The sequence below is a fragment of the Paraclostridium sp. AKS73 genome, assembly GCF_025671395.1.
Lineage (GTDB): Bacteria > Bacillota > Clostridia > Peptostreptococcales > Peptostreptococcaceae > Paraclostridium > Paraclostridium benzoelyticum.
Genome location: NZ_JAIXHU010000026.1, coordinates 32,064 through 46,223 on the forward strand (window position 1 = coordinate 32,064; position 14,160 = coordinate 46,223).

A 14,160-nucleotide genomic window follows, 5' to 3' on the forward strand; every position below is an offset into this window, starting at 1 on the left:
CATCCTTAAATATGTTTTAAGACTTCGTCAATCACCATTTTTTTTGCATTTTCTATATTGTCTTTTATAGTACATCCTGAGGCTCTAACGTGGCCTCCTCCTCCAAATTTCTGTGCAATCAAACTAACATTCACGTAGTTTTTAGATCTAAAACTTACTTTAATTTCATTCTCTGCTTTTTCTTTGAATAAAAGCCCTACTTCTACTCCATCTATATCTCTAGTATATGATGTAACTCCATCTGCATCATTAAATGAAATATCATTTCTATTTAGCATATCTGTAGTTAGCATCATACTAGCTATTTTACCATCTACAATATCTAATGTATCCAATGCTTCTCCTAGTAATTTATAATAATTATATGGATTACTTTGGAATATTTTTTGAATTATAAGATCCTTTTTAGCTCCTATAGTAACTAGATCATATGCCATTAGATAACTACTTGGATTAGTATTTGAGTAAGAAAAATTACCTGTATCAGTTAAAAGTCCTGTATACAGATATGTAGCTATATTCTCATCTATCAATTGATCATTAATAGTATCAGAATACTCTTTAAGTAAATTATAGACTAATTCACATGTAGATGATTCATTTGGATTTATATAATTTAAATCTCCGAAATTATCATTACTTGCATGATGATCTATGCATATTAATTTATTAACAGATGTTTTTATTTTGTCACTTACACAAATTCTATTAATGTCTCCACAATCAAGAGATATTAAAGTATAATCACTTAAATTAACATCTGTTTCTTCTGATTTTAGTATGTTTACATTTCCAACTAAAAATCTTAAATTAACAGGTATACTATCATCAAGTACATATAATACATTTTTTCCTAATTTTTTTAAAACGTAGTACATAGATAATGTCGATCCTATGTTGTCCCCATCTGGGCTATAATGAGAGGTAACAATAAAATTGTTACCCTCTTGTATAGCATTTATAATATTTTTCACATTTTTTTTCATTAATTACTCTCCTTGAGAATCATCTGAAAATCTTTTTTGTTTTTGCTATTATCTTCATTTACTTTCTTTATAAGATTTTCCATATACATTCCCTTTTCAATAGAATCATCAATCTTAAAGATAATTTCTGGAGTATGTCTAAGTTTTACATTTTTTCCTACTTCTTTTCTTATATATCCACAAGCACTCTTTAGCCCTGCCATGCTTGATTCTTTATTTCCACCTAGTATACTTACATATACATAGGCATAACTTAAGTCACTAGTTACCTCAACATCTGTAACACTTATAAGAGAATTTATTCTATAGTCTTTTATTCCGCTTATAAGCATTGTACTTATAACTTTTCTTATTTCTTCGCCTATTCTTTGCGTTCTGCTATATGATGCCATAATATCGACCTCTTTTACTTACTATTTTAGTTTTCTTTCTACTTCTTTAGTTATATAAGCTTCTACTATGTCGCCTTCTTTTATATCATTGAAGTTAGTAAATGTTATACCACACTCATATCCATGATTTACTTCTTTTGCATCATCTTTAAATCTCTTTAATGCTGCTATTTCACCTTCATGGATTATTATTCCATCTCTAACAATTCTCACTTTACCATTTCTAAATATCTTACCGCTTAATACATAAGATCCTGCTACTGTACCAACTCCAGATATTTTAAATGTATTTCTTACTTCTGCTTTACCTGTTTCTTCATCTACATACTCAGGATCTAACATACCTGTCATAGCAGCTTGTACGTCTTCTATAGCCTTGTATATTATTGTGTATGTTCTTATATCTACTTCTTCTTTTTTAGCCATTACTTCAGCTGTAGCTACTGGTCTTACGCTAAATCCTATTATTATAGCATTAGATGCTCTAGCTAGCATAACATCAGACTCAGTTATTGCTCCAACACCACAGTGTATAACTCTAACAGCAACTTCTTCTGTAGATAATTTTTCTAATGATTGCTTAACAGCTTGAACAGATCCTTGAACGTCAGCTTTAACAACTACGTTTAACTCTTTAACTTCAGCATCTGACATTTGGCTAAAGAATTCATCAAGACTTATTCTTTGATTAGATTTTAGCATTTCTTCTCTTGCTATATGTTGTCTCTTTTCAGCTACATTTCTTGCTATTTTTTCAGTAGCAACTGCAACGAATTGATCTCCACCTTGAGGAACTTCTGATAATCCTAATATTTCAACTGCAGTAGCTGGTCCAGCAACTTTAACTCTTCTACCTTTATCGTTTATCATCGCTCTAACTTTTCCACAAGCAGTACCTGCAACTATAGGATCTCCAACTTTTAAAGTTCCTCCTTGAACAAGTACAGTTGCAACAGGTCCTCTTCCTTTATCAAGTTGAGCTTCTATAACTGTTCCTACTGCTCTTTTATTTGGATTAGCTTTTAATTCTTCCATCTCTGCAACTAGTAATATCATTTCAAGTAATGTGTCTATATTAGTTTGTTGTCTAGCTGATACAGGAACTGATATAACATCCCCACCCCAGTCTTCAACTAATAGACCTTGATCTGCTAATTCTTGTTTAACTCTATCTGTATTAGCATCTGGTTTATCTATTTTGTTTATAGCAACTATTATTGGTACTTCTGCTGCTTTAGCATGGTTTATAGCTTCTATTGTTTGAGGCATTATACCATCATCTGCTGCAACAACTAATATAGCCATATCTGTTACTTGTGCTCCTCTAGCTCTCATAGATGTGAAAGCCTCATGTCCTGGTGTATCTAAGAATACTATTTTTTCTCCATTTATATTAACTTCAGATGCCCCTATATGTTGAGTTATTCCACCTGCTTCTTTGTTTGTTACACTTGTTGATCTTATAGCATCTAATAAAGATGTTTTACCATGGTCAACATGTCCCATAACTGTAACTATAGGAGATCTTTTTACTAAATCTTCTTCTTTATCTTCTTCTATTTCCATTAATGCATCTATTTCTGCTGCTTCTTGTTCTGATGTATCCTTTTCTACTAATTCAAATCCATAATCTTTAGCTACTAAAGAAGCTATTTCAAAATTTAACTCTTGGTTTATTGTTGCCATAGTTCCCATTTTCATAAGCTTCATTATTATTTCTGTAGCTGGTTTTTCTAAACTATTTGCTAATTCTTGAACAGTTAAGCTACCTTCCACTGATACTGTTGGAAGTCCACTTCCTTTAACCTCTTCATTTAATAATTCCATAGCCATTTCTGCATCATCTTGACTTAATTCATCATTCTTATCATTTACGTTTATATCTAATTCTCCTAGTTTAGCTATAAGTTCTTCACTAGTCATTCCTAAATTTTCTGCTAATTGGTATACTCTTGTTGACACAAGACCACCCCCTATTATATTTTTGTATTTTCAATAAGTTCTAAAACCTTATTTGCAAAACTTGCGTCCTTAATTCCAACAACTGCTCTAGGCGCTTTTCCAATAGCTAATCCTAATTGCAATTTAGTTGAATATGTAACACAGTTTATATTTCTAAAAGATGTTTTATCTTTAAATAACTTTTTCGTGTTATTCGAAGCATCATCTGCTACTATAACTAATTTCACCCTATTTTTTTTAATGTCAAGCATAGTTGAATCATCACCGGATACTAATTTACCTGCACGCTGTGCGAGACCTAGAAAAGAATAAATTTTTGCTTCATTATTATTCATCATCTTCAATCTCCTTAATTAGTGATTCATATACTTCTTCAGGAATTTCCATTTTAAAAGCTCTACTTAGGGCATTGCTTTTAATAGCCTTTTTTAAACATTCACTACAGTTACAAATATATGCACCTCTACCGTTTGCTTTTCCTGTTTTATCTAAAAATATCTGTCCTTCTTTGTTCTTAACAATTCTTATTAACTCTTTTTTATTGTCTCTATCTTGACAAGCTATACACTTTCTTTGAGGAACTTTTTTTTACCTTTTGCAAATGTATCACTCCTTATATCTAAGCATCTAGTTCATCTTGATTTGCTGCTTCTTTAGCTGCTTGAGTTTCGCTTTTTATATCGATTTTCCAGTTAGTTAACTTAGCTGCAAGTCTAGCATTTTGACCTTCTTTACCTATAGCTAGTGATAATTGATAATCCGGAACTATAACTAAAGCACTCTTCTCTTCTTCATTTACATCTACAGACATAACTTTTGATGGGCTTAGAGCTGCTGATATAAATTCAACTGGGTTTTCACTGTACTTGATTATATCTATTTTTTCGTCACCTAGTTCATCAACTATATTTTTAACTCTTGATCCTTTTGGTCCAACACATGCTCCTATTGGATCTATATTTTCATCTACTGAGCTAACTGCCATCTTAGTTCTAGATCCAGCTTCTCTTGCAATGCTTTTAACTTGAACAGTTCCTTCAAATATTTCTGGAACTTCCATTTCAAATAGTCTCTTAACTAAACCTGGGTGACTTCTTGAAACACTGATTTGAGGTCCCTTATTAGTTTTCTTCACTTCTAATATATAAACCTTTATTTTTTGTCCTGCTTGATAATGTTCTCCTGGTATTTGCTCTGCTTGAGTCATTATAGCTTCTATTCTTCCAAGATTCACATGCACTATGTTTTTATTTACTCTAGCAACCTCTCCAGTAACTATTTCATCTTGTTTGTCTATAAACTCATTATACACGATATCTCTTTCAGCTTCTCTTATTCTTTGAACAACTACTTGCTTTGCAGTTTGAGCTGCTATTCTTCCAAATTCTGTAGTAGTTATCTCATTTTCTATTATATCACCAATTTCATAGTTAGGACTTATTTGTCTAGCCTCATCTATTTCAATTTCTAAGAAAGTATCATATATATCTTCTGAGTCAACAACTACTCTTTGAGAGTAAACTTTTACATCTCCTTTTTCTCTATCAAAATATACTCTAACATTTTGAGCTGATCCAAAGTTCTTTTTATAAGCTGTTAATAGTGCTTGTTCTATAGTATCTATAAGTATTTCTTTATCTATTCCTCTATCTTTTTCTAATTCATCTAATGCTTCTACAAACTCGTGGTTCATTTTTTTATCCTCCTATTTTTCGATATTAAGTTTTAATTAGAATTTTACAGCAAGTCTTATAAGTGCTATATCTTTTTTATCAAATTCCATCTCTTCACCGTCTACTATTAATTTAACGACTTTATTTTCAGCTAGTTCAACTAATTCAGCTTCAAAATGTTTTAATCCATTTGTAGGTTTATATAATTTAACCTCTACATCTCTACCAGCATATCTGACGAAGTCCTTTTCTTTTTTTAATGGTCTATCAAGTCCTGGTGAAGATACTTCTAAGAAGTAGTTTTCTTTTATTGGATCTTTTTCATCTAATATAGGGTTTATAGCTCTAGTTACAACTTCACAGTCGTTTAAAGATACCCCCCCATCTTTATCTATAAATATTCTTAAGTAATATTCGCCCGCTTCTTTAACATATTCAACATCAACAAGTTCGATGTTATGTTCATTAGTTATTGGAAGTACTAATTCTTCTATCATTGCTTCTGTACTTTTTTTCATTCGACTTACCTCCTATTCAGTTGTTATTTTATAGCCTATAAGTACTATAAATAAAAGAGTGAGAACTTTCCGTCTCACTCTTAGTTTTTACATTTTATACTATTTTATATACTATAATACCATACATTGTTTTATTTGCAAATTTTCTAGTATTATTCAATGTTTTATCCTATTTTTTATAGTTTTAAATTTAGTTTTTTTGAACTTTATTATTAATAAATTTATATATCCTATCAAAATATTCTTTTCCTAATATATCATATCCATTAACATGTTGAACTCCATCTATTAGCCATAACTCTTTCTTGTTATGAGGTATATTATCATAAATTATTTTGCTACTATTTGGAGAACATACCTTATCCTCTTTCCCATGTATTAAAAACATAGGAGTTGTAATATGCTGAACCGCTTTATATGGCTTTACATCTTCATAGCTAAATCCAGATTTAACTTTTGTATATATATTTCCCATAAATTTAGCATACACAACAGGTAATAGTGGTATATTTTTATCTTCTACTCCTAACCTTATAGCATCTTGCATCTCATGATAAGGAGAATCTGCTATATAAAAATCTACATACTTATTTTTTTCATTAATTTCTGAATGCATAACAACAGTTGCAGCACCCATTGAATGTCCATGAGCCCCTAATAGCCCATTTGGATATTTTTGTTTCACAAACCTTGCTACATTTTCTAAATCATATCTTTCATAAAGTCCAAATGTATAATCATTTCCACCAGTATGTCCTGTATGCCTTTGGTTATATAGCATTACATTATACCCATATTCTAAATATTCATATGCTTTTTCTAGATATTCATAATAATTACTTTCAATTCCATGAACTAATATTATGCTTTTATCAGTATTTACATTAGACTTTATAAACTTTCCTTCTATTTTATATCCATTTTCAGGTGAGTTTATAAAAACATCTTCATACTTATATTTTTTTAACTTATCTAAAGGCTTACCTTCTCTATGTGAAAAACTTCTACTATATCTTCATTTTTTATTTTTTGACTTGATCCAACAGATCCATCATACACTAAATACCCTACTACGCAAGATCCTATTAATAAAACTAAACTGATTAAAAACACTGCTAAAACTGACTTTTTCATTAATTCCTCCCATTTTTATCACTTGGTACTAATACTTAGTATATATTAAAATTAAATTCTTTTCTATCTTTTAATTCCAAAAAATTAAAAAACAAGCTATTATTAGCTTGTCTATTAATTGGAGCTAGTGATAGGAATCGAACCTACAACCTGCTGATTACAAGTCAGCTGCTCTACCGTTGAGCCACACTAGCATATTGGCGGGAATAACAGGACTCGAACCTGTGACCCATTGATTAACAGTCAATTGCTCTACCAACTGAGCTATATTCCCATTTTATTTTGGAGGCGACACCCAGATTCGAACTGGGGATCAAGGAGTTGCAGTCCACTGCCTTACCACTTGGCTATGTCGCCTCATTTCTTACAGTATTATTATATTATGTTTTTTAATTTTGTTAACCTTTTTATTAATTTTTCACTTTTTCTTCGATTTTTTCGACACTTAATATGTACATAATTTCAGTTTATCATTTCCTTTTTTAATTAGATAAAATCCTACTATTAAATATATTACATTCATCCATAACCCTATTGGATTTGGTATTATAATTAAAAAATTATTTAATATATGGGCAAATATAGTTGCTTTAATAGACTTAGTGTAATAATAAATTAAACCTAATATTATTCCGCCTCCAAATGCAGCTACACCTTGTATAATATTTAAGTGAACAATTCCAAATATCAAAGCTGAATATACTATAGCTTTTATAGGTTTATTGCTAAATTTTTCTAATAACTTTCCAAGTAAAATTTTTCTAAAGATTAATTCTTCAATTATAGGTCCTATTATAATAACTTGAATACTAATTACTATCGTATTTATGATAGTAGCATTTTGCATATATGTATTAAAAATATTTTTTGATGGAACTATATGTAAATATAAAATCCAATTTGATATTATAACACTTTTTACTAAAACAAATCCTAAAATCATGCATATACAACTCACCATATTTTTTTTTAGTAAAAACCTACTTTTACTTTCATTAAATTCCTTATTTTTCCCCGGAAATATTTTTTCGATATTTTTAAGCAAATTAAAATTATTAAAACATCACAAATCCCTATAATCAACGAGATTAAGTTTATATCCATAATAATTCCCCCTTTTTATATTCATTTTAATTATATACTTAAAGTCCTAATATGTACAAATAGGATTATAACTCTCAAGTTTCTATAAGTTATAATCCTATTTATTAGAATAATGATAATTGATTCTTATCACTCATATTTTCTAAAGATCCATGATTCGTTAAAGTTTCAATTACAGTTTTTGAAATTTTAGTTCTCTTTCTAAGATCTTCTTTAGATATAAATTCTCCATTATCCCTTTCATTTTGGATATTTATTGCTGCATTCTCGCCTACACCTTGTAGAGCTATCATAGGTGGCAGTAAAGTCTTCTCGCCTACAACCTGGAAGTTTTTCGCATCTGATTTGTATATATCAACCGGAATTATCTTTATACCTCTAGCATACATTTCAAGAGCAACTTCTAAAACCGTCAACATATTTTTTTCTTTAGTAGTGGCTTCATTTCCTAACTCTTCAATTTCTCTTATTTTTGATTTTATAGCCCCTAATCCTTTTACAATTAAATCTGCATCAAAATCTTCTGCCTTAGTTGTAAAATAAGTTGCATAAAAAGCTTCTGGGTAATGAACCTTGCAATACGCAAGTCTAAATGACATCATTACGTATGCAACAGCATGTGCTTTAGGGAACATGTATTTAATTTGTTGGCATGACCATATATACCATTCTGGAACATCATTCTTTTCCATTTCTTCTATATGTTCAGGTTTTAATCCCCTACCTTTTCTAACACTTTCCATTATTGTGAAGGCCATTTTAGGTGGTAATCCTTTAAATATAAGGTAGTTCATTATATCGTCACGAGTAGATATAACATCCTTAAGACCTACTATTTCCTTTTGAACTAGCTCTTGAGCATTATTTAACCAAACGTCAGTACCATGAGAAAGGCCAGATATACGAACAAGCTCTGCAAATGTAGTTGGCTTAGTATCAAGTAGCATTTGTCTAACGAACTTAGTTCCAAACTCAGGTATTGCTAGTGAACCTATTGGACAATTTATTTCTTCTGGTGTAACTCCTAGTGCATCTGTTGATGTAAATAATGACATAGTCTCTTTATCATCTAATGGTATTGTTGTAGCATCTATACCAGTTATATCTTCAAGCATTCTTATTATGGTCGGCACATCGTGCCCTAGTATGTCTAATTTAAGTATTCTACCACTTATAGAGTGATAGTCAAAGTGAGTAGTTATTACTCCACACGAAGTATCATTTGCAGGGTATTGTATAGGCGTAAAATCATACACATCTTTATAATGAGGAACAACCATAACTCCACCAGGATGTTGTCCTGATGTTCTTTTTACTCCTGTACATCCATTTGCTAATCTTAAAGCTTCTGCTGAAGTAGTGTTTATATTGTTTTCTTCTATATATTTTTTAGCATATCCAAATGCTGTTTTTTCTGCTACTGTACCTATCGTTCCAGCTCTGTAAACATAGCCTTCACCAAATAGCTCCTCTGTGTATTTATGAATTATTGGCTGATAATCCCCCGAGAAGTTTAGATCTATATCCGGTTCTTTATCTCCTTCAAATCCTAAGAAAACTTCAAATGGTATATCATGACCATCTTTTTTTAGGCGTCTTCCACATTTTGGACAATCTTTATCTGGTAAGTCTGCTCCTGATCCCCATTCTCCTATTTCATAAAAATAAGAGTATTTACATTCTTCATTTTCGCATATATAGTGAGCAGGCAACGGATTAACTTCGGTTATATCACTCATAGTAGCCGCAAAAGATGACCCAACAGATCCCCTCGATCCCACTAGGTATCCATCTCTTAATGACTTAGTAACAAGTTTTTGAGAAATGATGTACATAACTGCATATCCATTTCCAATTATAGAGTTTAATTCTCTATCCAATCTTACTTTAACTACTTCTGGCATAGGATCTCCATAAATCCTTTTTGCCTTTTCATAGCACATTTCCCTAAGTTCTACATCAGACCCTTCTATTACAGGTGGGTATGTATCATCGGGAATCGGTTTTATATCTTCAATCATATCTGCTATTTTATTAGTATTTGCTACAACTACTTCGTATGCTTCTACTGGATCTAAATAGCTAAATTCTTCTAACATCTCATCTGTCGTTCTAAAATGAAGATATGTCTCTTCTTCATCTACCTTAAATCCTTGAGAATTTTTTAAAACTTTTCTTAGAACAGCCTCATGCTTATCTAAAAAATGTACATCTCCTGTAGCTACTGGTATTTTATTAAATTTCTTAGCTACATTTATTAGTTTTCTATTTAAATCCCTTAATTCTTCTTCATCTTTAACTTCACCTTTTTCAATCATGAATCTATTGTTATCAATTGGCATAACTTCTATATAGTCATATAAATCTATTATCTTTTCTATTTCTTCGTCTGGTAAATTTTTCTTAACAGCTGCGAATACTTGTCCTGCTTCACAGGCAGACCCTATTATCAAGCCTTCTTTATGCTTTCCTAATACACTTCTTAGTATCCTAGGAGCTCTGTAAAAGTGATTTACATGTGCATCTGATACAATCTTATATAAGTTTTTTAATCCAGTATAATTTTTAGCAAGCAAAGTTATATGATTTGTTGCAATTTTTGTATAGTCAAGGCCTCCAAGCTTTTCATTTACATCACTTAACTTTTCAACACCTTCTTTTTTAAGCATCTCTAAAAACTTTATAAATATATGAGCGGTTGCCTCTGCGTCGTCTACTGCTCTATGGTGATTTAAAAGAGGTATTCCTAATGCTTTAGCAATAAGGTTCAACCTATGTCTTTTTAATTGTGGTAATAAAACCCTAGCTAAAGTTAAAGTGTCTATACTCTTATTTTTAAACTCTAGACCTTGTTCTCTACTTTTTTGAGATATAAATCCCATATCAAAATCTGCATTATGCGCAACTAAAACATCATCACCTACAAATTCTAAAAACTTAGGTAGTATAGCCTCTATAGTCGGTTTATCAGCTACTAAATCATTAGTAATTCCTGTTAATTCCTGTATTTTATAAGATATATCTGTTTCAGGATTTATTAACTCACTAAATCTATCTACAACTTTAAAATTTTCTATTTTAACTGCACCAATTTCAGTTATCTTATCATTTGTATTAGAAAATCCTGTAGTTTCTATATCAAATACTACAAAACTTTGAGATAATTCTTTATCATTTGGGTCTTTTATTATAGGAACTTCATCTTCTGCTAAGTATCCCTCAACACCATAAATAGCTTTTATGCCATGTTTCTTAGCAGCATCCATAGCCTCTGGGAATGCTTGTACCACTCCATGGTCTGTTATAGCTATTGCTGGATGTCCCCATTTTGCAGCTCTCTCAACTAATTTTTTAGTTGAGCATATAGCATCCATTGATGACATTTGAGTATGGGCATGAAGCTCAACTCTTTTAACATCTGACTTATCTATACGCTCTTCTTTAACTTCTTGTTTTATACCACTTATAGTCATAGTTAGTTCTCTCTGATAGTTATCATAAAGTGCATCACCTTTTATTTTTAGGTATGCACCTTTAGTTACTGAATCTATAACTTTATCTTTATTCATATCATTTAAAAACAGTTTACAGCTTATTGAACTTGTATAATCTGTCACTGCTGCTATTAAAAGAACTTTACCATTTCTCAGCTCTTTTAATTCAACATCAAAAACTTCACCTATTATACACATAGTTCCTGAGTTAGGATTTAATCTATTTATTTTTCAACTGGAGCATTTACATTTTCTCCATAAATATATTCTTCTTTTGATAAAGCTCCTATATCTTCATTACTTTCAACTTCATTTTCATCTTCTAATTCTAACGATTCCGCTATTCTTTCTTTTACCATTGTTCAACTAAATTATCATTTTTCATAATTAGCTTTTCTACATCAGGACCTCTGTTGACAGATTTTTCAAAAACTATGTCTATTTCGATTCCAGCTTCCTCTGCCAATACATTTTTTAAAACCTGTATAGCATTTTGATTTATAAGTCTTCTATAAAACAAATCTGATGGTAACTTTATTTTTAAGGTGTCATCTATACACATATACTCAACTTTTTTCACCCATCCACTTAGCGATGGACATAAATTAATTAATATGTGTAATATATTTGACCAATATTTTATAATATCTTTTGTTTTTGTTTTTCTAATTTAATATATCTTACTTTAACTTTTACATCACTAAAGTAATCAAGTTTTTCTTAATTTCTTCCCTTAGCATGTCTGTATATATGTAGCTTATTATATTTTTTGAAGATAAATATATATATATTATTCTTTCTTCCTTAAAGTATATTATTTTTGTTACATCTACATCTGCTAATTGTTTGTTTAGAATAGTATTGTCTATTTCAAGTTTTTCCAAATAATCTTTAATAGTTTCCATAAGAAGTTCCCTCCTCTCCATCAAATCATTATATCATATATACTACTTTTTTTATTAGGATTAGCTACAAAATATATATTTTTAATAATATATTAGTAAGTAAGTTAGATGACACATTTAAGGTGGTGATTTCATGGATAACGTTGATAGCGTTTTAATAAATAAAATTTTACTTTCTTATGAAGATTTAGGAGAAAAAAAATAATAAAAGAAATTGTAAAAAGTGTAAATGTTAATAAAAGATTGTATATGCTTTATTTTAAAAAAGATTCATACCTATATGTACCCTGCCTAGGTTAAGACTTATACTAGTTTCAAAGCAGGGATTTGTATCTTTTTGTTATAACTTTTTCTCATTCTTACATTCTAAAAACATTTTTTAAACATATCTAGTAAAAATATTTTTTCTATAGCTAAATTTGTTATATATCATGAGATTGGCCATATACTGGATTCAAGCATAGATTCTAGCAGAGCTGAATACAGTCAATTAATCAAAACTTTTATAGATAAGCTTGTTGAATATAATATAGATATAGATATGGAAAACCTTCACAAAAAAAGCTTGCCGGTTGATTTAGAGGAATGTGTTATAAATTTAAAGAAAAATCTTATAAATAGAGAGTCTATAGCTTGGTCTATAGCTCATAAACTTATAGACTTCGAGGACAAAAACGAAGAGTTCATTTTTGATAACATGCGAGAGTATGCACTAGCTACTTATAATTTCGGTAATATTTCAAATATTATTAGCGAAAACAACATAGATATTTTTTTAAAGTATAAAAGAATTGCGTAAAAATGAGGGGATCTCCCTCATTTTTTTATTTTTTATGAACTGGAACTTCATAAACTAAATTGCTAGTTGTATCATACATTCCTACCAATTTATTCATTACTCCTGATATAGCATTTGCCCAGTTTACATCTGTAGCATATTGATGCCATAAATTTTCATAGCTCCATCTCATTTTATATAAAGTATTTTGCCCATATTTACTACTATGTATATAATTTGAAGATAGCCACTTAGCTGAACCTTCTATAGTTTTTTCAACTGTTGTCCATCCATTTTTATATGCAGCTTCAGCCCCTGAAAGGTTAGCAGTTCCATCAAATGCTCCTATTCCAAAGAAGTTATACACTTTTACAGGTTGAGGTAGTGGTTTCCCTTGATACGATGTTAAAACTTGACCTTGTGCAAGAGTTGATCTTCCATAACCTGTTTCTAGCATAGAATGTCCTACTAAATATACTACATCTATATTATATTTTTGTGCAGCATTTATAAATGCTTGCCCTTGGTTATAGAAAACATTAGATCCGCCTGATGTAGGACTTAAACTATTTAAATATCCATTTAATTCACTTGCAGTTATTCCACCTTTATAGCTATCTAATCTTAAAAATTGTAGCATACCACTTTTACTTCCTGTAAAGTTACTTGGGTTTATATAGTGTTCTATATCAGATCTACTAGCTTGTACAAACCCACGTGATGCTATCATATTTCCATTACCTTTACTAACTTGTTTGTTAACATGTTGTGTTAGAGTATAACTTACAGGCGTATTATTAACTGTTGCTCCATCTACAACCTCAGAGCTACCTCCTCCACCTGTATTTCCTCCACTATAATCTTTTAAGTAGTCACTTGATACGTAACCTTCTTTTCCATTGAATTTAATCTTTGACCATCCATTACTTTCTGATATTACTTCTACTACTTCATTTTGTCTTAGCGATCCTATTTTACTACTACTTGTTGATGGACCACTTCTTACATTTAACGATGTTGCTGTTACTATTTTACTATTACTTGGGTTTGGATTTTCACTTCCTCCTCCAGTATTTCCACCATCAGAGTCTTTTAAGTATGTACTTGATACGTAACCTTCTTTTCCACTGTACTTAACTTTTGACCATCCATTACTTTCTGATATTACTTCTACTTTATCATTTTGTTTTAGTGATCCTATCACTCTATTACTT

General features: G+C 30.4%; 13 protein-coding genes, 3 tRNA genes and 2 pseudogenes. 1 reads left to right on the top strand and 17 read right to left on the bottom strand.

Annotated features, from left to right (window positions below; genetic code table 11):
• Positions 1 to 5 precede the first annotated feature (5 nt).
• From LEQ07_RS13630 to LEQ07_RS23080, 16 genes and pseudogenes are all read right to left on the bottom strand, one after another.
• Positions 6 to 986 carry a DHH family phosphoesterase gene (locus LEQ07_RS13630; protein WP_046821887.1) on the bottom strand — a complete coding sequence of 327 codons (981 nt, stop codon included), beginning with the start codon at positions 984 to 986 and terminating at the stop codon, positions 6 to 8.
• Entirely contained in the window at positions 986 to 1,378 is a 393-nt protein-coding gene (rbfA, locus tag LEQ07_RS13635; protein WP_263331110.1) for a 30S ribosome-binding factor RbfA, read from the bottom strand. The genes LEQ07_RS13630 and rbfA overlap by 1 nt, the downstream gene beginning before the upstream one ends.
• Before the next feature lie 21 nt (positions 1,379 to 1,399).
• On the bottom strand, positions 1,400 to 3,340 hold the full coding sequence (gene infB, locus LEQ07_RS13640) for a translation initiation factor IF-2 (protein WP_084821904.1): 1,941 nt from the start codon (positions 3,338 to 3,340) through the stop codon (positions 1,400 to 1,402).
• A 14-nt stretch (positions 3,341 to 3,354) separates the two neighbouring features.
• Entirely contained in the window at positions 3,355 to 3,675 is a 321-nt protein-coding gene (locus LEQ07_RS13645; protein ID WP_152650756.1) for a L7Ae/L30e/S12e/Gadd45 family ribosomal protein, read from the bottom strand.
• Entirely contained in the window at positions 3,668 to 3,904 is a 237-nt protein-coding gene (gene rnpM, locus LEQ07_RS13650) for an RNase P modulator RnpM (RefSeq protein WP_263331121.1), read from the bottom strand. Before rnpM ends, LEQ07_RS13645 begins: the two co-directional genes overlap by 8 nt.
• 55 nt (positions 3,905 to 3,959) lie before the next feature.
• Positions 3,960 to 5,033: a transcription termination factor NusA gene (gene nusA / locus LEQ07_RS13655; protein ID WP_046821891.1), complete on the bottom strand. Its 1,074-nt coding sequence runs from the start codon at positions 5,031 to 5,033 to the stop codon at positions 3,960 to 3,962.
• A gap of 36 nt (positions 5,034 to 5,069) precedes the next feature.
• A complete protein-coding gene (rimP, locus tag LEQ07_RS13660; protein WP_046821892.1) occupies positions 5,070 to 5,531 on the bottom strand; it encodes a ribosome maturation factor RimP in 462 nt (153 codons plus the stop codon).
• A 190-nt stretch (positions 5,532 to 5,721) separates the two neighbouring features.
• A pseudogene (locus LEQ07_RS13665) lies at positions 5,722 to 6,471 on the bottom strand (alpha/beta hydrolase); the annotation flags it as partial.
• A 32-nt stretch (positions 6,472 to 6,503) separates the two neighbouring features.
• Positions 6,504 to 6,665 (bottom strand): hypothetical protein, encoded by a 162-nt coding sequence (locus tag LEQ07_RS13670; RefSeq protein WP_263331111.1) that lies wholly within the window; start codon positions 6,663 to 6,665, stop codon positions 6,504 to 6,506.
• 119 nt (positions 6,666 to 6,784) lie between these two features.
• Positions 6,785 to 6,859: transfer RNA gene (locus tag LEQ07_RS13675), tRNA-Thr, on the bottom strand.
• A gap of 4 nt (positions 6,860 to 6,863) precedes the next feature.
• Positions 6,864 to 6,939: transfer RNA gene (locus LEQ07_RS13680), tRNA-Asn, on the bottom strand.
• Between the two features lie 9 nt (positions 6,940 to 6,948).
• Positions 6,949 to 7,022, bottom strand: a tRNA-Cys gene (locus LEQ07_RS13685).
• 88 nt (positions 7,023 to 7,110) lie between these two features.
• Positions 7,111 to 7,626, bottom strand: coding sequence for a CPBP family intramembrane glutamic endopeptidase (locus LEQ07_RS13690; protein ID WP_263331112.1), 516 nt, complete (start codon positions 7,624 to 7,626; stop codon positions 7,111 to 7,113).
• An 8-nt stretch (positions 7,627 to 7,634) separates the two neighbouring features.
• Complete coding sequence (locus LEQ07_RS13695) at positions 7,635 to 7,769, bottom strand: hypothetical protein (RefSeq protein WP_263331113.1); 135 nt, start codon at positions 7,767 to 7,769, stop codon at positions 7,635 to 7,637.
• Between the two features lie 104 nt (positions 7,770 to 7,873).
• Positions 7,874 to 11,915, bottom strand: a pseudogene (locus tag LEQ07_RS13700) (PolC-type DNA polymerase III); the annotation flags it as partial.
• A gap of 40 nt (positions 11,916 to 11,955) precedes the next feature.
• The gene (locus LEQ07_RS23080) at positions 11,956 to 12,168 is read right to left on the bottom strand and encodes a PolC-type DNA polymerase III N-terminal domain-containing protein (RefSeq protein WP_263331117.1); all 213 of its coding nucleotides are present in this window, start codon (positions 12,166 to 12,168) and stop codon (positions 11,956 to 11,958) included.
• A gap of 541 nt (positions 12,169 to 12,709) precedes the next feature.
• Between LEQ07_RS23080 and LEQ07_RS13720 the strand changes: the two genes are divergently transcribed.
• Positions 12,710 to 12,967, top strand: coding sequence for a hypothetical protein (locus LEQ07_RS13720; protein WP_263331118.1), 258 nt, complete (start codon positions 12,710 to 12,712; stop codon positions 12,965 to 12,967).
• Positions 12,968 to 12,992: 25 nt separating this feature from the next.
• Here the strand turns inward: LEQ07_RS13720 and LEQ07_RS13725 are convergent.
• Positions 12,993 to 14,160 (bottom strand): N-acetylglucosaminidase (locus LEQ07_RS13725; RefSeq protein ID WP_263331119.1); only part of this gene is annotated, 1,168 nt, incomplete at its 5' end.

What these genes read in the sequence shown, in the direction of transcription:
- LEQ07_RS13630 (WP_046821887.1), bottom strand. Translation starts at nt 986, where the DNA reads ATGAAAAAAAATGTGAAAAATATTATAAATGCTATACAAGAGGGTAAC.
- rbfA (WP_263331110.1), bottom strand. Translation starts at nt 1,378, where the DNA reads ATGGCATCATATAGCAGAACGCAAAGAATAGGCGAAGAAATAAGAAAA.
- LEQ07_RS13645 (WP_152650756.1), bottom strand. Translation starts at nt 3,675, where the DNA reads ATGAATAATAATGAAGCAAAAATTTATTCTTTTCTAGGTCTCGCACAG.
- nusA (WP_046821891.1), bottom strand. Translation starts at nt 5,033, where the DNA reads ATGAACCACGAGTTTGTAGAAGCATTAGATGAATTAGAAAAAGATAGA.
- rimP (WP_046821892.1), bottom strand. Translation starts at nt 5,531, where the DNA reads ATGAAAAAAAGTACAGAAGCAATGATAGAAGAATTAGTACTTCCAATA.
- LEQ07_RS13670 (WP_263331111.1), bottom strand. Translation starts at nt 6,665, where the DNA reads ATGAAAAAGTCAGTTTTAGCAGTGTTTTTAATCAGTTTAGTTTTATTA.
- LEQ07_RS13690 (WP_263331112.1), bottom strand. Translation starts at nt 7,626, where the DNA reads ATGGTGAGTTGTATATGCATGATTTTAGGATTTGTTTTAGTAAAAAGT.
- LEQ07_RS13695 (WP_263331113.1), bottom strand. Translation starts at nt 7,769, where the DNA reads ATGGATATAAACTTAATCTCGTTGATTATAGGGATTTGTGATGTTTTA.
- LEQ07_RS23080 (WP_263331117.1), bottom strand. Translation starts at nt 12,168, where the DNA reads ATGGAAACTATTAAAGATTATTTGGAAAAACTTGAAATAGACAATACT.
- LEQ07_RS13720 (WP_263331118.1), top strand. Translation starts at nt 12,710, where the DNA reads ATGGAAAACCTTCACAAAAAAAGCTTGCCGGTTGATTTAGAGGAATGT.